The organism is Streptomyces sp. NBC_00162, from assembly GCF_024611995.1.
Taxonomy (GTDB): domain Bacteria; phylum Actinomycetota; class Actinomycetes; order Streptomycetales; family Streptomycetaceae; genus Streptomyces.
The window spans coordinates 8,072,315-8,091,546 of the sequence record NZ_CP102509.1; the positions used below are offsets into that span (position 1 = coordinate 8,072,315).

At 70.6% G+C, this 19,232-nt stretch carries 21 protein-coding genes and 5 pseudogenes; 13 read left to right on the forward strand and 13 right to left on the reverse strand.

Translation table 11 applies throughout. The annotated features are described in order from the left end of the window. Positions 1 to 60: 60 nt before the first annotated feature. From JIW86_RS37195 to JIW86_RS37225, 8 genes and pseudogenes are all read right to left on the reverse strand, one after another. A pseudogene (locus JIW86_RS37195) lies at positions 61 to 1,649 on the reverse strand (phytoene desaturase family protein). Continuing rightward, positions 1,642 to 2,094: an SRPBCC family protein gene (locus tag JIW86_RS37200; RefSeq protein ID WP_257558731.1), complete on the reverse strand. Its 453-nt coding sequence runs from the start codon at positions 2,092 to 2,094 to the stop codon at positions 1,642 to 1,644. The pseudogene JIW86_RS37195 and the gene JIW86_RS37200 overlap by 8 nt, the downstream one beginning before the upstream one ends. 67 nt (positions 2,095 to 2,161) lie before the next feature. After that, a complete protein-coding gene (locus JIW86_RS37205) occupies positions 2,162 to 2,491 on the reverse strand; it encodes a Rho termination factor N-terminal domain-containing protein (RefSeq protein WP_257559591.1) in 330 nt (109 codons plus the stop codon). Positions 2,492 to 2,653: 162 nt separating this feature from the next. Next, a pseudogene (locus JIW86_RS37210) lies at positions 2,654 to 3,496 on the reverse strand (IS5 family transposase); the annotation flags it as partial. Positions 3,497 to 3,540: 44 nt separating this feature from the next. Continuing rightward, the gene (locus tag JIW86_RS37215) at positions 3,541 to 4,371 is read right to left on the reverse strand and encodes a hypothetical protein (protein WP_257558732.1); all 831 of its coding nucleotides are present in this window, start codon (positions 4,369 to 4,371) and stop codon (positions 3,541 to 3,543) included. After that, positions 4,305 to 4,673, reverse strand: a complete 369-nt coding sequence (locus tag JIW86_RS37220; protein ID WP_257558733.1) for a hypothetical protein — start codon at positions 4,671 to 4,673, stop codon at positions 4,305 to 4,307. The genes JIW86_RS37215 and JIW86_RS37220 overlap by 67 nt, the downstream gene beginning before the upstream one ends. Positions 4,674 to 4,708: 35 nt before the next feature. Continuing rightward, positions 4,709 to 5,578 (reverse strand): annotated as a pseudogene (locus tag JIW86_RS42235) (CehA/McbA family metallohydrolase); the annotation flags it as partial. 640 nt (positions 5,579 to 6,218) lie between these two features. Next, positions 6,219 to 7,010, reverse strand: coding sequence for an SDR family NAD(P)-dependent oxidoreductase (locus JIW86_RS37225; RefSeq protein ID WP_257558734.1), 792 nt, complete (start codon positions 7,008 to 7,010; stop codon positions 6,219 to 6,221). A 148-nt stretch (positions 7,011 to 7,158) separates the two neighbouring features. On the opposite strand from JIW86_RS37225, the gene JIW86_RS37230 reads away from it, so the two are divergent. From JIW86_RS37230 to JIW86_RS37245, 4 genes are all read left to right on the forward strand, one after another. Then, complete coding sequence (locus tag JIW86_RS37230) at positions 7,159 to 7,731, forward strand: TetR/AcrR family transcriptional regulator (protein WP_215140423.1); 573 nt, start codon at positions 7,159 to 7,161, stop codon at positions 7,729 to 7,731. A 144-nt stretch (positions 7,732 to 7,875) separates the two neighbouring features. After that, entirely contained in the window at positions 7,876 to 8,634 is a 759-nt protein-coding gene (locus JIW86_RS37235; RefSeq protein ID WP_257558735.1) for an SDR family NAD(P)-dependent oxidoreductase, read from the forward strand. A 26-nt stretch (positions 8,635 to 8,660) separates the two neighbouring features. Further along, a complete protein-coding gene (locus JIW86_RS37240) occupies positions 8,661 to 9,032 on the forward strand; it encodes a MerR family transcriptional regulator (protein WP_215140421.1) in 372 nt (123 codons plus the stop codon). 217 nt (positions 9,033 to 9,249) lie between these two features. After that, positions 9,250 to 10,248, forward strand: coding sequence for a glutathione S-transferase family protein (locus JIW86_RS37245; RefSeq protein WP_416237702.1), 999 nt, complete (start codon positions 9,250 to 9,252; stop codon positions 10,246 to 10,248). 43 nt (positions 10,249 to 10,291) lie between these two features. On the opposite strand, the gene JIW86_RS37250 is transcribed toward JIW86_RS37245, so the two are convergent. Continuing rightward, positions 10,292 to 10,792: a hemerythrin domain-containing protein gene (locus JIW86_RS37250; protein ID WP_257558738.1), complete on the reverse strand. Its 501-nt coding sequence runs from the start codon at positions 10,790 to 10,792 to the stop codon at positions 10,292 to 10,294. A 257-nt stretch (positions 10,793 to 11,049) separates the two neighbouring features. Next, entirely contained in the window at positions 11,050 to 11,385 is a 336-nt protein-coding gene (locus JIW86_RS37255) for a helix-turn-helix transcriptional regulator (protein ID WP_257558739.1), read from the reverse strand. Positions 11,386 to 11,509: 124 nt separating this feature from the next. Here JIW86_RS37255 and JIW86_RS37260 point away from each other — a divergent pair, with 124 nt between their 5' ends. Then, complete coding sequence (locus tag JIW86_RS37260) at positions 11,510 to 11,857, forward strand: STAS domain-containing protein (protein WP_215140417.1); 348 nt, start codon at positions 11,510 to 11,512, stop codon at positions 11,855 to 11,857. Here JIW86_RS37260 and JIW86_RS37265 read toward each other — a convergent pair. Then, positions 11,850 to 12,455 carry a GNAT family N-acetyltransferase gene (locus JIW86_RS37265; RefSeq protein ID WP_257558740.1) on the reverse strand — a complete coding sequence of 202 codons (606 nt, stop codon included), beginning with the start codon at positions 12,453 to 12,455 and terminating at the stop codon, positions 11,850 to 11,852. The genes JIW86_RS37260 and JIW86_RS37265 overlap by 8 nt on opposite strands. Positions 12,456 to 12,658: 203 nt before the next feature. Further along, a pseudogene (gene ppk2, locus JIW86_RS37270) lies at positions 12,659 to 13,716 on the reverse strand (polyphosphate kinase 2). Between the two features lie 140 nt (positions 13,717 to 13,856). Between ppk2 and JIW86_RS37275 the strand changes: the two are divergent. The 7 genes and pseudogenes from JIW86_RS37275 (at position 13,857) to JIW86_RS37305 (ending at position 18,292) form a co-directional block, all read left to right on the forward strand. Next, the gene (locus JIW86_RS37275; RefSeq protein ID WP_257558741.1) at positions 13,857 to 14,903 is read left to right on the forward strand and encodes a YihY/virulence factor BrkB family protein; all 1,047 of its coding nucleotides are present in this window, start codon (positions 13,857 to 13,859) and stop codon (positions 14,901 to 14,903) included. Between the two features lie 198 nt (positions 14,904 to 15,101). Continuing rightward, complete coding sequence (locus JIW86_RS37280; protein WP_257558743.1) at positions 15,102 to 15,515, forward strand: phage holin family protein; 414 nt, start codon at positions 15,102 to 15,104, stop codon at positions 15,513 to 15,515. Next, on the forward strand, positions 15,512 to 15,886 hold the full coding sequence (locus JIW86_RS37285) for a DUF3618 domain-containing protein (RefSeq protein WP_257558744.1): 375 nt from the start codon (positions 15,512 to 15,514) through the stop codon (positions 15,884 to 15,886). The genes JIW86_RS37280 and JIW86_RS37285 overlap by 4 nt, the downstream gene beginning before the upstream one ends. Further along, complete coding sequence (locus JIW86_RS37290; protein WP_257558745.1) at positions 15,883 to 16,149, forward strand: DUF4235 domain-containing protein; 267 nt, start codon at positions 15,883 to 15,885, stop codon at positions 16,147 to 16,149. Before JIW86_RS37285 ends, JIW86_RS37290 begins: the two co-directional genes overlap by 4 nt. 233 nt (positions 16,150 to 16,382) lie before the next feature. After that, positions 16,383 to 17,023 (forward strand): annotated as a pseudogene (locus tag JIW86_RS37295) (HemK2/MTQ2 family protein methyltransferase). Next, positions 17,007 to 17,267: a CDGSH iron-sulfur domain-containing protein gene (locus JIW86_RS37300; protein ID WP_416237640.1), complete on the forward strand. Its 261-nt coding sequence runs from the start codon at positions 17,007 to 17,009 to the stop codon at positions 17,265 to 17,267. Before JIW86_RS37295 ends, JIW86_RS37300 begins: the two are co-directional and overlap by 17 nt. Continuing rightward, positions 17,264 to 18,292, forward strand: a complete 1,029-nt coding sequence (locus JIW86_RS37305; protein WP_257558747.1) for an iron-containing redox enzyme family protein — start codon at positions 17,264 to 17,266, stop codon at positions 18,290 to 18,292. Before JIW86_RS37300 ends, JIW86_RS37305 begins: the two co-directional genes overlap by 4 nt. Positions 18,293 to 18,412: 120 nt before the next feature. Here the strand turns inward: JIW86_RS37305 and JIW86_RS37310 are convergent, their stop codons facing one another. After that, positions 18,413 to 18,598, reverse strand: coding sequence for a hypothetical protein (locus JIW86_RS37310; protein WP_257558748.1), 186 nt, complete (start codon positions 18,596 to 18,598; stop codon positions 18,413 to 18,415). Here JIW86_RS37310 and JIW86_RS37315 point away from each other — a divergent pair. Further along, positions 18,591 to 18,773, forward strand: a complete 183-nt coding sequence (locus JIW86_RS37315) for a hypothetical protein (RefSeq protein WP_257558749.1) — start codon at positions 18,591 to 18,593, stop codon at positions 18,771 to 18,773. The genes JIW86_RS37310 and JIW86_RS37315 overlap by 8 nt on opposite strands. Positions 18,774 to 19,232 lie beyond the last annotated feature (459 nt).

The window sequence follows — 19,232 nt, forward strand, 5'->3', positions numbered from 1 at the left end:
CGGTCTGCCCAAGGAGTCACGGGCGGGGGTGCTGCTGTTCCGGGTCCTCTCGGGCGTCTGTCAGATGCGCTGGGCGCGGTGGAGGAGGGTGTGGAGTCCATGGGGTCGCAGGGCGGCTCGAGCTGCGTTCGCGCCTGGGGCACCGTGGACGCCGCCGCCGGGGTGGGCGGCCGCAGAGGCGAGGTAGAGGCGCTTGACGGGCGTCTCGGGCCTGCCGGTGCCGGGGGTGGGACGGAAGATCGCCTGCTGGTGGAGGGCGGCGGTGCCGTTGTTGATGGCTCCGTTGTGGAGATTCTCGTTCATGGCCTGGAGGGTGGTGGGGGCCAGGATGCGGCGGGCGCCGATCAGCTTGCGGAAGCCGGGTGCGAACCGTTCCACTTGTGCTTCGATGCGGTCGGCCATGACCTCTTGTTCGCGGGCGTCCCAGCGGCCGGTGATGTGATCGGGTCCCGCGTCGGAGGCAATGTGCTGGGGGAGGTGGGTGTAGGCCCACGCCGATTCCGTGCCGGCCGGTGAGCGGCTGGGATCCGCCGTGGTCATCTGGCCGAACAGGGCGAACGGCTCGTCGGGAACCTGTCCCATGGCGATCTGCGCGGCGAACCGGGTCATGCCGTCCATGCCGTCGGCCACGTGGACCGTCCCCGCCCCGGAGGCTTGCGGCGCAGACCACGGCACCGGGCCGGTAAGTGCCCAGTCGACCTTGAACGTCGCAAAGTCCCACTGGAAGCGTTCCAGGTCCCTCAGGAGGCGGGACGGAAGGTGTTCTTCACCCACGAGGCCGCGGTACAGGGACGGTGCGGACACGTCCGCCAGCACGGCGCGCCGCGCGCCGATGGTCTCGCCTCCGGCCGTCCGGACCGCCACTGCCGCGCCGCCCCGGACGACGACGGACACGACACGTTCTCCGCAGCGCACGACGCCTCCGCGGCGCTGGAGACGGCTCACGAGTGCCGCGGTCAGGGCGCCGGCCCCGCCGACGGGGACCGGGAAGCCGTGGCTCTGTCCGAGCATCGACATCAGCCAGCCGAATGCTCCGCTGCCCACAGCCTCCGGGGCCAGATCGGCGTGCAGGGCGTTGCCGGCCAGAAGGAGCCGCCCGCCCTCGCCCCTGAACTCCTCCTCGCCCAGGCGGCGCACCGGCAGGGCCAGGTTCCGGGCCAGCCGCAGCCCGCCTGAGGTACGGAGCTTGGCTGCCAGGCGGAGTCCGGCCCGGACCGGGGGGAACGGGGTGAACAGGCTCTGCACCAGGCCCGGGCCGACACGGCTCCACACGTCGTACATGTCCCGCCAGGCGTCCGCGTCGGCTCCCGCGAATTCCGCCAGTCCGGCCGCGGTCTGCTCCACGCGGCGCTCCAGCACCGCGCACCTGCCGTCCCGCAGGGGTGGGCCAGTACGGACGGGGCGTGGCTCCACCGCAGGCCCTCGGCGGGGAGGTCGAGACGCGCGAGGACCGGGGAGGCGGCGGCGAGCGGGTAAAAGGCGCTGAAGAGATCCGAGACGTAGTCGGGGTGGACGCCCCGGTCGCTGCGGACCGCGCCTCCGGGCTCCGGCTGTGCCTCCAGAACTTCCACGCTCCAGCCGGCGTCGACCAGGAGGTTCGCGGCCACCAGCCCGTTGGGGCCCGCGCCGATCACCACCGCGTCAGGCACGGAGGGTCCCGGCGCGGTTCTGTTCCACGACCCGGGCCAGGCGGGCCAGCATGCCGCGGTGCCGGAGCTGGAGCAGCGCTTCGCTCGCGGGGTTGTGGAGCGCACCACCGATGCCGCGCAGGGGATGCTCGTCGCAGACGACCAGGGTCTCCTCGCCCCACGGCCGGAGCTGAAAGAAGATCCTCGCGGTGCCCAGCGCCTCGAACGAGGCCTCCAGCTCCAGCTCCCTGCCGGGTTCCCGGTGGCGGACGGTCGTCACACCGTAGGTCGACCAGGGACCCAGCCGCAGCGTGTAGCGGAGCCGGGAACCGACCTCCGGCCAGGCCTCGTCGAGGGGTGCGGACTCGGACGGCCCCACCACCCACTCCCCGTACCGGGTCGGATCGGCGAGCACCGCCCACACCGCGTGCGGGGGACGACGAATCAACTGATGGCGGACGGCCATGAGAGGAGTCCTCCTGCCGGGGTGGACGGAGAGCGGCGTAGCAGCGTCGTGCGGACCTTGCCCGAGATCAGTGGCCGATGGCGTTCTTGAGCTGCTGCTTGGTCATGCTCGAGCGGCCCTCGATCCCGCGCTTCTTCGCTTCCTGGTAGAGCTCGTCCTTGGTACGCCCGGACGAGGTGCCGCCGCCATGGGACTTCGCGCCACCGCGTTGAGAGGTCGACTTTCCCTGCGCGGAGCTGCGGCCGGCGGTCTTGCTCTCTCCCGACCGCGCGCGTTCCTTGTTCACCGTGCGAGAAGCCATCTCCGTCGCGCGGCTCTCGGACATGCCGCGCTGCTTCCCGGACTCCTTGATGTGCTCGTACTGACGCTCGCGCTTGGGACTGGATCCTCGGGGCACGACGGAACCCTTCGTCGACGACGGTGTCAAGGTCATGGTGCGCGTACCCGAACCACCGCGCACCTCACGGCCGCGGCTCCGTTGCCCGTTCGGCGCTGAACTGCGCCGGCCGGACAACCGCTGAGCCAAAGACCTCGTGCCTTCGGATGCACGCCTCCGAAGCACGGTCGCTTCGTAGCGGACGGCGAGCTTGTCGTATCCGGTGGCGACCGCGCGGTGGCGCTTGAGCCGGTTGATGCCGCACTCGACCGCGTGCCGCTGCTTGTAGTCGGCCTTGTCGAACTTCGGCGGCCGACCGCCTCGCGAGCCAGGTTCCGCCGGTTGCGGACGCGGTCCGCAGGTACTGGGATCGTCGTCTTGATACCGCGTCTACGCAGGTAGGCGCGGTTCTTGCGGGAGTCGTATGCCTTGTCGGCCCGCACCCGGTCCGGTCGCTTGCGCGGCCGCCCCAGGCCCAGCCGCGGCACCCTGATCGCTTCCAGGACAGGCTCGAACTGCGGGGAGTCACCTCGCTGACCGGCCGTGATCACCACCGACAGTGGCTTCTGCCCCTGCTCGACTGCCAGGTGGATTTTGCTGGTCAGGCCGCCCCGGGACCGGCCGAGCCCATGATCGACCGGCTCGACGAAGATCCCGCCGGGCGGCTCCATTTGGAGATCTCCTTTTCACCGCCCCGGAGGCGCGCTGGTGAGCTCGGCAGACCGTGGAATCAACGTTCGCGTCCCAGGTGATCAGACCCTTCGCGTCCGCCTCGGCCTGGAGCTGGGTGATGATCCGGGCCCGGGTCCCGTCCCGCTGCCAGCGCCGGAACAGGTCATAGGCCCGGTCCCACGGACCATAGCGTTCCGGCAGGTCACGCCACGGGGCACCGGTCCGCGTCCGCCCCCGTATGCCGTCCATCAGCTGCCGCCGCGTCCACACCTGCGGCCGACCAGGCTTGATACCCCGCGGCAGCAACGGCTCAAGCCGAGCTCACTGGCCGTTCGTCAGATCTCCACGTCCCACGAGACGTGATCATGAACGAACAAGATCCGCTTTCGCAACAGACCCTAGCCGGCGCTGATGGCCGTCACGTGCGTGGTGCCGTCGTGCAGGGCGGTGATGCGGACCTGCCCCGCGGGGAAGGGGTCCCTCCCGTTCGGGCCGGGTATGTGTGCGAACGGCGTCCAGGAGCCGTCCGGATTCCTGACGTTGTGCCAGATCCGCCCGTCGAGCCCGACCGCCACGACCTGGGCGGAGCCGTCGGGCGTCCCCGTGATGCCGATGGCACTGGCCCCCATGGTGGCGGTGGTGACGCCCCGCGGGGGCCGGAACCCGGTCCAGGAGCCGTCGGGCCGCCGCTGCTGGTGGTACACCATCCCGTCGAGCCCGATCGCGAGGACTTGGGAGGATCCGTCGGGCATCCCGGTGATCGCCAGGGCAGGGCCGGAGAACGTTGAGGCCCCGTTGTAGCCGGCCAGGCGCCCCCAGGCCGTCCACGTACCGGAACGCCCGCGAACGCAGTGGTACATGGCACCGTCCGTTCCGTAACTGACCAGCTGGGCGGACCCGTCGGGCATGGCGGTGATCGACACCTTCGTCGCACCCCACCCGCTCTTCGCGGTGAAGCCGGGCAGGGCCCGGAATCCGGGCAGCGCCCCGTCGGCGCGGCGCTGCTGGTGGAAGGCCGTGCCGTCCATGGCCGTCACCACGATCTGGCAGGTGTCGTCGGGGAAGGCCGCGATGTCCGCCTCCCGGACGGTGAATACGGCAGAGCCGTCCGGTCCCGCGACGCGCTGCCAGGGCTGGAGCGTGGCCGAACCCCGTACGGCGGTCAGCCACAGACCGTTGTCGGGCGCGATGCCCAGCACCACGACCGAGCCGTCCGCCATGCCGGCCACGGCGCTCTGAACCCCGCGAACGAGCCGGAGCCGGAGCCGGATCCGGCGACGGCGGCACCCGGCAGCGGACGCATGCTGCTCCACGACCCGTCCGGGCGGCGCTCGGTGTGGAAGAGCGCGCGCCGCTCGACGTCGTACGGGGGCAGTTGCGCGGAGTAGAACCACACCGGGTTGGTGATGGCGACCAACTGGTCCAGCGTGGTGGAGGCGGGCTTGGGACGGCGCACCTCGGCCCGGGCGAACATGGACGCCTTGCCCCAGCCTCGCCAGCGCAGCTGCCCCTGCCACTGCCGTCGATGCACGTGGCGGCCATGATGCCCCACTCGGTGTACAGCGTGGCGATGCTGTCCGGGGCGCCCGTCACGTCCAAGGTCACGTCGACGGCGTCGAAGAACGACAGGGGCAGTTCCTCACCGGGTCCCGCCACCGCTCCGCCGGCGCGGGCATTGAAGTCCACGGTCACGGCCCCGGATTCGACGGCGTACGAACGGCCCAGGCGCAGCGCGTCCAGCACGGCGGGTGTCGACAGGCTGCTGGCGCGCACCACGTTGTGGGGCCGGCCGACGGCATCCGCAGGGCTGTGGGCGTCGCTGTTGCCGACGGCGGCGACCCGCTTGCCGAGGCTGAGCATGACGTGCCAGGCGGCGATGTTGGCCGCGTCGTCGAGGGTCCACGGTCCGTTCCACACCTCCAGCGCATCCACGCGGTCGAGGCCGAACTCCCAGAAGGATCCCGGCGCCGGGGTGAGCGGATGGGCGGCGATCGTGAGTCCGCCCAGACTGTGCACGCGCCGGGCGTGGCCGTCGAACACCCCCTGGTCCGCGGGTCCGTAGCGCCAGTCCACCCATTCGCCCTGCGGCAGGCCGACGGCCAGCCAGTGGCCGTGGCGGGTGGTGACCTCCTCGGCGTTGATGACCAGCAGGTCGGTCGGGATGTTGCCGTGCCATGTCACGCCGGTGGAGCTGGTGTTGTGGTCGGACGTGGCGATGAAGTGCAGCCCCTCCTGGCGGGCGGCGGCGACGATCTCGTCCACCGTGCGCTTCCCGTCGGAGTGCACGCTGTGCAGGTGCAGGTCGCCCCGGTACCAGCCGGGCCCGCGCCCCGCCACCGAGGCCGGCAGGATGTCGTACGGGGTGCGGGGCAGCGGGTCCCCGAGGTGCAGGGTGACGTCGACCTGCCAGGCCATGCCGCCGGTGGCGCCGACCATCGGCCCCAGGATGACGGACCAGCTGCCGGGCTCGACGGGCCCGGGTACGTAGCCGGGAGTGGCGTCCGCCGCGGAGAGGGCGAACCCGGACCGTTCGCCGCCCGACCAGCCGCGGAACCCGGACGGGCCGAAGATGCCCAGGTCCAGGATGCCGGCGGCGGCGTCGTGGGAGGTGGAGACGGAGATCCGTTGCACTCCGGCGGGGACGTCGAAGGCGACGTACGCCCATTGGTCATTGCCGTACGGGGAGTGGCCCCGGTAGGTGGTGGTCACCGCGTCGGACCCCTGGCCCCTGGTCGCGGCGTGCGCGATCGGTGCGGGAACGAGCGCGGCGGCTCCGCCCGCGGCCAGCAGTGCCGCTAACCGGAGCAGGGACCTGCGCTCGACACCCGGGCCGGGGTCGGGCGCGTCATTCGGGAGGTGTTCACTCGGCACAGCAGTGCTCTCCGTTCACGTGAGGTGGCGTGGAAGGCGTGCAGGTGCGAGGACGTCCCGGTGCGAGGGCGTCTGTGTGCGGGCGGGCCCGGTCGGATCCGCACGAGGGCGGGGGAGTCGGGGGCGACCGGCGGTCCCGCCCGTCGGCGCGGGACCGTCGGCGTGGAACCGGCAGCGTGGGACCGCCGGCGCGGGGTCGGCGGGCCTAACGGCGTGAGCGCTGGGCCTCGACGATCTGTCGCACGGGGCCGTCGACGTCCGCCCGGGCCTGGACCCGCTCGGCGAACCCGGGGAACTGCCCGGCGATGGCGCTCAGCAGCCGCAGCTCCAGTGGTGCGACGTTGACCTCGCACCGGTCGCGGCGGACGGCGCGTACGACGCCATCGGCGACCTGGCCGGGTGTGACGGTCCTGATGCCGTTCGGCGTGGCGGCACCGGTGGCCGCGAACATCCCGGCGTCGCGGACGAAGCCGGGCTGGACCAGGGACACCCCCACCCCCGTGCCCCTGAGCTCCTGGCGCAGGGCGAGGGCGAATCCGCGCAGCCCGAACTTCGTCGCGTTGTACAGGGAGGTCGACTTGGTCGCCGCCTTGCCGGAGATGGAACCGACCAGCACGATGTGGCCGCGGCCGCGGGGCACCATGTGCGCCGCGAACAGCCGGGACAGCAGGACGGGCGCGCGCAGGTTGACGTCGAGGGCACGGTCGAGCTGCTCCTCGGTGTAGTCCAGGAGGTCGCCGCTGGCGGGCAGGGCGGCGTTCGCGACGAGGACGTCCGCCTCGGCGCAGGTCTCGGCGAGGCGGACGACGTCGGACCGGACGGCCAGGTCGGCGACCACGGTGCGGGCGTTGCAGGTGTCCGCGATCGCCTTGACGGCTTCCTCCCGCCGCCCGGTGACCGTGAGGCGGGCCCCTTGCGCGGTCAGGCGCGCGGCCAGGGCGGAGCCGATGCCTCCGGTGGCCCCGGTGAGCAGAACGTTCGATCCGGATATGTCCATGACAGCTCCACAACTCCCGTGCAATGGCCCTCTATTGTTCGTTCGAACGAACAGTAGGGACCGCTCCGCGCCCTGTCCACACCCCGGACGCCCCAACTCCCCGGCCCTGCCCGGGCGGACGTATCGGCCGATGGTGCAGAATGCCGCCATGCCCCATGCTTCCGACACCCGCCAGAGCATCATCGACGCCGTGCTGCGGATCATCGGGCAGGACGGCATCGCCGCCGTCACCAACCGGCGGATCGCCAAGGAGGCCGGAGTCTCCCTCGGTTCCGTCACCTACCACTTCGCCACCCAGCACGAGCTGCTGCGCGAGAGCCTGCTGCACTTCGTGGCCGAGGAGACGCGGCACTTCACCGCGCTCGCCGACGCATGCTCCGACGAGCAGTTCGACATCGGACAGGCGGCCGAGGTGGTGGCGCAGGTCGCGGGCGGCAACGCCTTCGACAGCCGCCACATCGCGCCCTTCGAGCTGTACGTCCAGGCCGGCCGCGACGAACGGCTGCGTGCCGCCGCGGCCGAGTGCTTCGCCGCCTACGACTTGCTGGCCACCCGGATCCTGACCCAACTCGGCGTACCGGACCCCGAACGCCTGGCCGCCGCGGCTGTCGCCCTGGTCTTCGGACAGCAACTGCGCCGCCTGGCCACGGGCGCCCCCGCCGAGGACCTGGTCGACACCCTGCTGGTCCTCACGAAGCTGACCCCGACGCAGACCCCGTAGGCGCCGTCGGCTTACCAGGCATTCCGGCTCTTCGCCACGGCCAAGAGCATCACCACGGTCGTGGCCGGGCTGCGCGCGCGGCGGTGGCCGACGCGATCTTGACCTTGACCTTGCCACTGGCGGCAGGGTTGCACGATCACCGGCATGAACAGCACCGCATCGCAGAGCAGCAGGATCGTCGTCGTCACCGGAGCCGGCACGGGAATCGGCCGGGCCACCGCCCGCGCCTTTGCCGCCGACGGCGACCACGTAGTCGCGATCGGGCGGCGGGCCGAGCCGCTCAAGGAGACTGCGTCCGGGCACGACCGGATCACGCCGCTGGCCGCCGACATCACCGCCGAGGGCGAGCCCGGCCGGATCATCCAGGCCGTGCTGGAGGTACACGGCCGACTGGACGTGTTGGTCAACAACGCCGGCATCGTGCGCGGCGGCGCCCTCGGCACACTGACCCCGGAGATGATCGCGGCTCAGCTCGCCACCAACCTCGTCGCCCCCATCCTGCTGGCCCAGGCCGCGCTGCCGCCCCTGGAGACGGCGGGCGGGGTGATCGTCAACGTCAGTACGTCGGTGGGGCAGCGGGCTTGGCCCGGCAGCTCGGTCTACGCGGCGACCAAGACCGCCCTGGAGCTGCTGACCCGCAGCTGGGCGGTCGAGCTGGCACCCCGTGGGGTCCGGGTGGTGGCGGTCGCCCCCGGCGCGATCGACACCCCCATCGGCGAGCACCAGGGCCTGACGCCGGAGCGGATGGCCGCAGTGCGGGACTGGCAGCTGGCGCACACCCCGCTGGCCCGGATCGGCCGCCCCGAGGAGGTGGCCTGGGCGATCACCCAGCTTGCCGCACCAGCCGCATCGTTCGTCACCGGAGTGGTACTCCCCGTCGACGGCGGGGCCGTCGTCGCGTGATAGAAGTGGCCCCGGGGGTGGGGTCCGTGCGGATCGGTGAACTGGCCAGGGCAACTGGGACGACCGCTCGCGCGCTGCGGCACTACGAGCAGGCCGGGCTGATCTCCTCCGAGCGGGCCTGCAACGGCTACCGCATCTACGACGAAAAGGCGCTGGTGCGGGTCCGCAACATCCGCCATTTGCTGGCCGCCGGGCTCACCTTGGACGACGTGCGGGTGTTCCTTCCGTGCCTGGACGGCGATGTGGCTGCCGCACCACCCTCGGGCGGGGGCCTGCGGGTCGCGCTGGAACGGCTGGCGGTCCTCAACGAACGGATCGCCGCCCAGACCGAGGCCCGCGACCGGCTGGAAACCGCGCTCCGGGAGAAGACCGGCGACCGGATCCGCCCAGTCGTCTGACCAGTTGTCGCACGCGGATTCCGGGCACCTCGACTACTCATGCCCGTTGCGCACGGGTCCGCACCTGCCGCACCCCGTCGTCGGCCGGGGCACCGGGGCGCCCGACTCAGACCGTCCCGGTCCCCGTCCGGGGAGAGGCCGCAGCGCCGGCCCCCGCCGGACGAAACACCGGATGGGTCTCTCGGCCGACAGCGGGTAGGCGCCGGGGGTGAACCATGTGAGCCCCGGCAAGGGGTACTCCCGTGACAGCCGGTACATCACCACCCGGATCACCGCCGACGCGCGCGACGGCTACCCGGTGGAGTCCGGCCGCTACCGCCTGGTGGTCAGCCGAGCCTGTCCGTGGGCGAGCCGGGCGGTGATCGTACGGCGGCTCCTCGGCCTGGAGGAGGCGCTTCCGATGGCCGTCGCCGGGCCTGTGCACGACGAGCGCAGCTGGAGCTTCGACCTCGATCCCGGCGGGCGTGACCCGGTGCTCGGCATCGAGCGGCTCCGGGACGCCTACCTCGCGCGCGACCCCGGCTATGACCGGGGCATCACGGTGCCGGCCATCGTGGACGTCCCGAGCGGGAAGGTGGTGACCAACGACTTCGCGCGGATCACGGTCGACATGTCGCTGGAGTGGACGCAGTACCATCGCCCAGGGGCTCCGGAACTGTATCCGCCCGCACTCCGGCCGCAGATCGACGCCGTGAACGAACTGGTCTACCGGGACGTCAACAACGCCGTCTACGAAGCCGGGTTCGCCGGCAGCCAGGAGGCGTACGCCGACGCGTACGCGCGGTTGTTCGCCCGGCTCGACTGGCTGCACGCCCGGCTCGAACGGGCCCGTTACCTCGTCGGCGACACCATCACCGAAGCGGACGTACGGCTGTTCACCACGCTCGTACGCTTCGACGCCGTCTATCACGGCCACTTCAAATGCAACCGGTACAAGCTGAGCGAGATGCCGGTGCTCTGGGCGTACGCCAGGGACCTGTTCCAGACACCCGGCTTCGGCGACACCGTCGACTTCGACCACATCAAGCGGCACTACTACCTGGTGCACACCGAGATCAACCCCACGGGGATCATGCCGGTGGGCCCCGAACTGGCTGGCTGGCTCGCTCCGCACGGCCGCGCCGTCCTGGGCGGCCGCCCCTTCGGCGACGGCACCGCACCCGGGCCCGTCGCTGCCGGGGAAGCCGTACCGGCCGATCACACCCCGCTCTCCTGAACGCCGCCCTCCTGAACGCCCGCCGCTCCTGCGCGTTCCTGCGTCAGCCGCCCACGATCCTGCGCACGTTCTCGATGCTGCCGCAGTCCGACGCCAGCTGATTCTCGCGTTCCCGCAGGAACGCGCTGCCCAGCTCGGCCCGGCGCTCGTCGGAGACGTTTTCCCTGGCACCGTTGAGGATCGTCCGCTCCTCCTCGTCCACGTGGTGGGAGACCGCCTTGACGAGGTCCTCCAGCCGCGCGTCCCACTCGTCGGAACCGACGTCGTCCACTTCCAGCAGCGCCAGCAGTGCCTTGTTGCCCTCGGCGTGTTCCTCCTTGCCGTGTTCCACTTCCTCGTTGTCGACATCCTTGAAGCGTTTGAGAGCTCCGTAGACTTCGGATTCCTCCGCCTCGCCGTGCGCGATGAGCAGGGCCGAGAACTTTTCCAGTGCTCCCGCACGGTCGGCCTCGACGCTCCGCATGCGGCGGAACAGTTCCTCCATGGTGCGGTGGTCCTTGAGGATCACCTCGACGACGTCCTGGTCCTTCTCCTCGCCCGCCATACCGCTCGCCTCCTCCATCGGGGTTACCCGTCATGTGGCGCGTGCTCACTGACAGGGGGGCTGAAACCCCCGGCACGCCCGCCGCTCGCCGGCCCGCGCAATGCGGCGGGCAGGCCGTCGTGGGTGGCCCGGGCCGGCGGACCGCGGGCGTGCCACCGGCGTTCGACCCGAACACCCTGCGCCATCACCCGGCCCATTTCCGTGATCTGCGCAGGAGACCTTCACTGCCCCGGGTGACGACCATGTGCGGCGCGGACTCACCGTGGGGACTGTGTGTTCTCGGCGGGTTGCTCGGCGGGTTCCTCGGCGAAGAGGGCGAGGAGGTCTGCGATGTCGCGTCCCGCTTCGGCGGGGTGGCGGAACTTCGCGCCGGGGGTGATCCGGTAGTGGTTGCGGCGCCCTTCTCGTGCCCGGCTGAGGTACCCGCCCTCCTCCAGGTCCGCGACGATCGATTGCACCGTCCGCTCGGTCAGCAGGCAGGTCTCGGCCACCTCTCGCACGCGCGCGCCGGGGCTGCGGGCGAGGGTCAGGAGAACCCGTGCGTGGCTGGTCAGGAAGGTCCACGGTGCCTTGGGAAGTGGTTCGTCTCCCATACCTCCAGGATGCCCAAACTTGGTACATACGTCCTGTTTTTCACGTAATTCTTGACGTGTGTCGGGGTGGGTGCCGACGATGCTGGTACAAGGGAGTAGTGGACGGACGAGCGGGGAGGTAGCGATGACCGGGACCATGGACAGCGCCCACCTCGATACCGACGCCGACCGCCTGCAGGTATCCGTTGCTCCCGGACCGTACGGGTCGGCCCATGTCACCGTCAGTGGTGAGGTCGACCTCCACGACGCCGGCGATCTGCGCGGTGCCCTCCTGACCGCCGTCACCACCTACCGGGGCGCCATCACCGTTGACCTCCACCAGGTCACCTTCTGCGACTGCGCCGGCCTCAATGCCCTCCTGAGCGCCCGCAACACCGCCGAACAAGCCCACCGTTCCTTGCGCGTCACCGCCACCAGCCACACCGTGGAAAGACTCCTCCAGATCACCGAGACCCGCTGCTACCTCACGTGATCGGGCCGGTCGAAGCCCGTGATCTCCCTGATGGCGGCCCGTATCCCCGAATTGCCGTCAATGCCGGGCCGCCAGGACCCGTTCGGTCCATGGAGTACATGACCTGCTCCGCGCCCCACTCCACGAACGCATCGACCAGTCGCATCCCGATGGACTCAAGCAGCCGGCGTGAACGCTCGTTGGCCTTCTGGGTGACGGCGACGACCTCAGACTGCTGGGATGTGACTTTGTCCAGCGCCCAGGACATCGCGGCGGCGACCGCCTCACGGCCATACCCACAGCCCCAGCGCTCTGGCAGCAGCTGATACGACACCTCCGTCCGGCCGCCTCGGGGCGAGCAAGGTTCCACCGACACCAGACCGACCATGGACATGTCCGAGGCCAGGACCACGCTGAACGCACCGAAAGCCGCGACGCACCCCTCCTCGCGGGCCCGAAGGGTCTCCCCGGTCACGGGCCCGCCGAGATGGCGGCGCACCTCGGTGTCCGTCCAGAGCCGCGACAGGGCGGCGACGTCACCGCGCTCAATGGGGCGCAGGACAAGTCGGTCCGTCCTCAGCGAAACGGGCCAAAGGTCAGGGTTCGATGACGAAGACATGCCACTGATCCTGTCAGCCGAAGATCCACACTCTCCGTGACCGCGGCCGACGTCTGACCGGCACGGCACCCCACACACGCAGAGCCCGGTCGGGCCCGTAGTCACCTTGGGGTGTTGGCCGTGGCGTTCTTGTCCGGGCAGGGGGCCTTTGCCCCGCCGGAGCTCTCGACGAACTGCCCGGACTCGGCCGTGGACTCGGCCGTCTACGGACCGTTACTCGTCCCGTCTTGGGGGTGCCGGGGCCGACCGGAGCCGCGCGGTTGCGGGCTTGACCAGCGCGGCCCTGCGGCGCGCTGCGGGTGGGGATGCAGGCCGGGGCCGAGGGGCGGGCCGGCCAGGGGAGTGGGTGAGAGGTCGGTGGGCTCCTCACCCGGCTCCAGGAGCGTGTCGGCGACGCCCACTATGAGCGGGTCGGGGCGGCCCACCGCCGCTTCGTCCTTCCGGTCGTAGTCGATGCGCCACAGAAGGCTGCGGATCGCCTCCAGCCGGCCGCGCCGCTTGTCGTTGCTCTTGACCACCGTCCATGGCGCGTAGCCGGTGTCGGTCGCACGGAACATCGCGACCTTCGCGCTGGTGTACGCGTCCCACAGGTCCAACGAGGCCAGGTCGGTCGGCGATAGCTTCCACTGCCGCACCGGATCGACCCGGCGGATCGCGAAGCGGGTGCGCTGCTCGCCGCGGGAGACCGAGAACCAGAACTTCACGAGCAGGATCCCGTCCTCCACGAGCATCGCTTCGAAGGCCGGGCACTGCCGCAGGAACAGCTCGTACTGCTCCTGGGTGCAAAAACCCATGACCTTCTCGACGCCGGCGCGGTTGTACCAGGAACGGTCGAAGAAGACGATCTCACCGGCTGCCGGCAGATGAGCGACGTACCGCTGGAAGTACCACTCTCCCGCCTCCCGCTCGGTCGGCTGGTCCAGAGCGACGATCCGTGCCCCACGGGGGTTGAGCCGCTCCGTGAACCGCTGGATCGTGCCGCCCTTGCCCGCCGCGTCCCTGCCCTCACAGATCACCACCAGCCGGGATCTGGTGTCCTTGACCCAGCGCTGCAGCTTCAAGAGTTCGATCTGCAGGATCCGCTTGGTGCGTTCGTACTCCCCCGCCTGATCTTGCGGTCGTACGGGTAATTCTCCTGCCAGGTACGGATCGGAGCGCCGGACGAGTCCAGCAGCACGGGCTGCTCCGGCCGGCGGTCATCCACGCTCAGCCCCTTCAGCAGAGCCTCGGCCTCTGACCGCCGGCCCGCTTCGTCTTCCATGCCACGCCACTACCCATGGAACACATCCGGATGCCCGAGACCGCCATGGCGCAGGGCGCGCGGCCGTGCGCAGATTCCGTGACGGCGCGGTTTCCAGTGCATGACCGCATGAGTGGCGCCGGCGTGGAAAGCCGTCGGATATGACACGCCTACCGAACCAAGGCCAGGGCAGCGACGGTGACCGTGCCGACACCGAACGGAACGCCGACGCGGGGCCGGACGAGCAGATCGAGGAGCGGGCCCCGGACCAGCCCTCGGACCTGTCCACACGTTCCTGGAGGGCAGTACTGCGCGGCACGGTCAGGGAGTTCCGGAACGACGAGCTGGCCGATCGCGCCGCGGCCCTGACCTACTACGGCGTACTTGCGCTCTTCCCCGCCCTCCTGGTTCTCGTGTCTGTGCTGGGCCTGGCCGGTGAGTCGACGACCCAGCGGGTCTTGGAAAACGTGCAGCAGCTGACTCCCGGCTCCGCCCGGGACGTGATCAAAGACGCGGTCGAGCAGCTGCAGGGCCGCAGCGGCGTCGGATCGCTGATGGCGATCGTCGGCCTCGTCGTGGCGCTGTGGTCCGCCTCCGGCTACGTGGCCGCGTTCATCCGTTCCGCGAACGCCGTCTACGACATGCCCGAAGGCCGCCCGGTGTGGAAGGTGCTGCCGCTGCGCCTGGCGCTCACCGTCACGCTGATGGTCCTTGCGTGTGGCAGTGCGCTGATCATCGTCTTCACCGGCAGCCTGGCGCGGAAAGTGGGCACCGCCCTGGGAATCGGTGACAGTGCGTTGACGGTGTGGTCGATCGCGAAATGGCCGGTCCTGGTCGTCCTCGTCACGATCATGATCGCGCTCCTGTACTGGGCCGCACCGAACGCCAAGGGCCGCGGATTCAGGTGGCTGACGCCAGGCAGTCTCCTGGCTCTGATGATCTGGATGCTCGCCTCGGCCGGATTCGCTTTCTACGTCGCGAACTTCGCCTCCTACAACAAGACCTACGGCACCGTCGCGGGTGTCATCGTCTTCCTGGTCTGGCTGTGGATCACCAACCTTGCGATTCTCCTCGGACTGGAATTCGACGCGGAACTGGCCCGCCAGCGCGCGATCGCTGGAGGGCTACCCAAGGACGAGGAGCCCTACGTCCGTCCCCGCGACACCCGCGCGTGGAGCGACCAGGACCGCCGCCGCTTGGAGCAGTGACCGCGTATGGACCGCTTGGCCGGCAAGAGTGAACGGCTTGAGCATCCCCGGTGTTCTGCTGCTGCGCCGCTGTGTGGGCAGAAGCATCTGCTTGTGGCGTGGGTGCTCGGTCGTTTATCGGGTAGGCGCGCCACGACAACGGCGTGCGCATCGTAAAAGTCGTAAAGGATCGTAAAGGTCGCAAAGGGGAGACTCCGTATGAGCACGGTAGAGCGGCAGACCCGCATCCCCGATGAATCCGTGAGCGTGCTGGTTTCGCGCGCTTCCCAGCAAATTTCGGAGCTGGTCCGCGAGGAGATACAGCTGGCCCGGGCAGAAATGGCTCAGAAGGGGAAACGCTTCGGGAAGGGCGGCGGCCTCTTCGGCGCGGCGGGCCTGATCGGAATCCTGGCAGCTCAGGCCCTGATTGCAACCTGCATCGCCGCCCTCGCGTTGGTACTCCCAGTGTGGGCATCGGCACTGATCCTCACGGCGGCACTGGCGGTGGTTGCTGCAGTGACTGCGATGGCCGGGAAGAAGCAGATCGCCGATGCCGGCGCCCCCGTCCCGGAGCAGACCATCGACAGCGTCAAGGCCGACCTGGCCGAGATCAAGGAGAAGGGGCAGCGATGACGAACGAACCCCGAACCAATACCGGCTCGCCCACCCCCGATGAGCTGCGCGAGCAGATAGAGCGCACCCGCGACGAACTCGGGCAGACGGTGGAGGCGCTGGCGGGCAAGGCCGACGTCACGGCACAGGCGAAGGAGAAGACATCCGCTGTCAGAGAACGGGCCGCCGAGAAGACCGCCCTGGTCGCCGACCAGATCCGCGTGAAGACCGAGCATGCCGTGCAGCTGGTGAAGGACACGACACCCGAGCCGGTTCTCGACAATCTCGGCCAGGTCGCGAGGGCGGGACGCGCCAACCGCAAGCCGCTGCTCGTTGCCGGCGCTGTTCTGGTCGTCTTCCTGCTGGTGCGGCGCAGCCGCGTACGCCGATGAAAGCGTCCAAGATCGCCTACAAGCCGGTCGGTCTGGCTCTGGGCGCCTTCAGCGGCATGATCGCGGGTGCCGCGTTCAAGCAGGTGTGGAAGATCGTCGAAGGCGAAGGCGACGCCCCCAGCGCTACGGACGAAGACCGGTCCTGGAAGCAGATCCTGATCGCCGCCGCTGTCCAGGGCGCGATCTTCGCCGTGGTCAAGGCCGCTGTCGACCGCTCGGGTGCCGTGGCCACGCGTCGTGTGACGGGCACCTGGCCGGGCTGACCCGCCGTGATGCCGGCCGCCGCCCTTCCCCAGCTGATCGGCCCGGCCCCACCACCGGGCACGGGGGCCAGGGGCCCATGGAGATCGACGAAATTTGGATGGGACGCTTCGCCTGGGGCAGTCGCAGGACGTCGGTCAATGGCCGCGGTCCCGTCCGCTGGGCCGCATTCGAAACCCGGAGGTGCGCGGTGTCCAGTACGGCTCTGTCCTTGCCCGCGCTGCCAGTCGGCCTGATGGCCTTGCCGGGCGTCTACCAGCCACAGGCGGACACCCTTCTCCTCGCGGAGGCGCTCGCCCAGGAGGAGCTCGGGCCGCGGACTGACGCGCTGGAGATCGGTACGGGCACCGGTGCGCTGGCGCTGCATGCCGCCGGCCGGAGAGCCCGGGTCACGGCGGTCGACGTCTCCTGGCCCGCTGTGGTCACGGCGCGGTTGAACGCACTGCGTCTGCGGCTGCCCTTGCGTGTCCTGTACGGCGACTTCGCGGCACGCACCGCGGGTGACTGCTTCGACCTGGTCGTCACGAATCCGCCATACGTCCCCGCCCCGGGGGTCCGGCTCCCCTCGCACGGGCCGGAGCGGGCCTGGGACGCCGGCCCCGACGGGCGCGGGGTCATCAACCGGGTCTGCGCCACTGCCCCGGCCCTGCTGCGTCCGGGGGTGTCCTGCTCATGGTGCACTCGGGGATGTGCGGGGCCGAGGAGACGCTCGACCGCCTGACCGGGGTGGGGCTGGCCGCAGAGGTCACGGCGACGGCCGCGGTGCCGTGGGGCCCCGTGCTGCGTTCGCGACGGTCGTGGCTGGAGCAGCAGGGTCTGGCGGCAGAAGCCGATGAGTGGGAAGAGCTGGTGATCATCCGTGCCCAGTCCCTCTGACCGCGGCCCGCGCTCGGTTTCCACGGCGGTGCCCGTCCGCCGGGTGTCCGTGGATCCGCTGGGCCCGGTCCTGGTCGAGGGGCCGGTCGAGATCGTCCTGGACGACGGGACGGTCGCCCGCTCGGACCGCTTCATGGTCGCGGTGTGCACCTGCCGCCGCAGCCGTATTTACCCCTGGTGCGACACCAGCCACCGCCACCGCGAGCGAGTCGACTCGCCGCCCGAGGACAGGACCCCGAGATGATCCCTCACAGCCCGGGAGCGACGGCGACCGCCGCCGGCCCCCGCCTCGTCGAGGAGCGGGGCGAGTTGTCCGGGGCCGTGACACAGGCCCTGCAGTCGGGCGGCCCTCCGGTGTACGCCACCGGGTCCGTGCTGAGGGCGGACCCGTGGGGTGAGGACCTCCAGCTCGCGCTTTACCTGCTGTACGAACTGCACTACCGCGGCTTCGACGGCGTGGACGACGGGCGGGAATGGGATCCGGACCTGCTGCGGCTGCGCCAAGCCCTGGAAACCCGCGTCCTCTCCGCCTTGCGCACAGAGCTGTCCGACGCTCCCCGGTCGGTCGAGGAGGCATTCGCCCCGCTCCTTGTCGAGCCTGTTGACCTCTCCGGGAGCCTCAGCCACCATCTCGAAACCGAGGGCGCCCTGTGGCAGTTGCGTGAGTACGCGGCCCTTCGCTCCCTCTACCACCTCAAGGAGGCGGACCCGCACGCCTGGGTGATCCCCCGGCTCACAGGACGGGCCAAGGCTGCCATGGTCGCCATTGAGTACGACGAGTTCGGCGCCGGCCGCGCCGACCGCATCCACGCACAGCTCTTCGCGGACCTCCTGACCGACCTCGGGCTGGATCCCGCGTACGGCTGCTACCTGGGCCGGGCCCCGGCACCCCTGCTTGCGACCGTGAACCTGATGTCCCTATTCGGTCTCCACCGCGCCCTGCGCGGCGCTCTCGTCGGCCACTTCGCCTGCGTGGAGGTCACCTCGTCGCCCGGGTCCAGGCGCCTGGCCAGGGCGCTGCGGCGCTGCGGGGCCGGTCCGGCAGCCGAACATTTCTACGCCGAGCACGTGGAGGCCGACGCCGTCCACGAACAGGTTGTCCGCCACGAGGTCATCGGGGGCCTGTTGGCGGACGAGCCCCGCCTCGAGGCGGACATCGCCTTCGGGTGCGCGGCGACGGTCCTGCTGGAGGACCGCCTCGCGACTCACATCCGGGAGGCCTGGGATCAGGGGCGTAGCGCGTTGCGTTGGCCCCTGCCGGGGCCGTGAGGGGCGGCTTCCGTGGCCATGGGAGCGGCGCGTCGGCCTCAGGCACGGCGCTCCGCTGTCGTGCACCGCCTGTCATGGACGCCGCGCGGGTCAAGGAGTCGCCCGGGGGGACCTCTGACGTCAGCGGGGCGCAGCGCGGTGGCCGAACCAGGGGCCTCGGCCGCGGGGGGCGTCGTCCACCGGAGGACCGGTCTCGGCGCGGGCGTTGTCGCGTTGCTCGATCAGATCATCGTGCTCGCGCTCGTGGTCGTCGACGGCGGCGGCTTCACGCCGTGATGTGGAGGTCCGGGTCTGAGACGTGAACACCGACCTCGACGTGGTGCTGCTGCTCACCGCATTGGTGCGGGGTCTGGCCACCACGCTGCTGCTCGACATAGGGGACGGGCGGCCGCCGCCCGACGTGCCGACCCGGCGCCTGCACGCTGCCCACCGGCTCGCCGCCCGGAACGGGCTGGCGGGCGAAGGCCTCGATCCCGCGTGAGGGGAGTACGTACCGGCCGTGACGCTGGCAGAACGGCTCCTGGCCCGTGCCGCGCCCGGGCTGGCAGCCGTGGGAGACCTCGAGTTCGTGGAGGAGCTGTTCCACCGCATGCGGTGGAACAGCTCCTGAGGCGGGGCCGCCCGTCAGCGCGCGGCGTATCTGCGGCGGGCGCCAAGTCGAGGCCCTCGCCGAGCTGTGTGCCCGCACCATGGACGCCTCGCCCCCGGGCGACCGCACGACCACCGAGGTGGTGCTCCCGGACGTTGCGCAGCTCATCGGCCTTGCCGAGGGACTCCAGGATCCCGCTGTGATGCTGCCCCCTCGGCCCCGACGGCCGGCTTCGGCGACTTCCAGGTCCGACACGTCGGCAGCCGGTTCGTCGACCGGTGGGACGGCCGCGCGGTGATGTCAACGGTGCGCTGCTCCTGGTGGCCTATCCGATGCCCGCCGGCGAGAGCG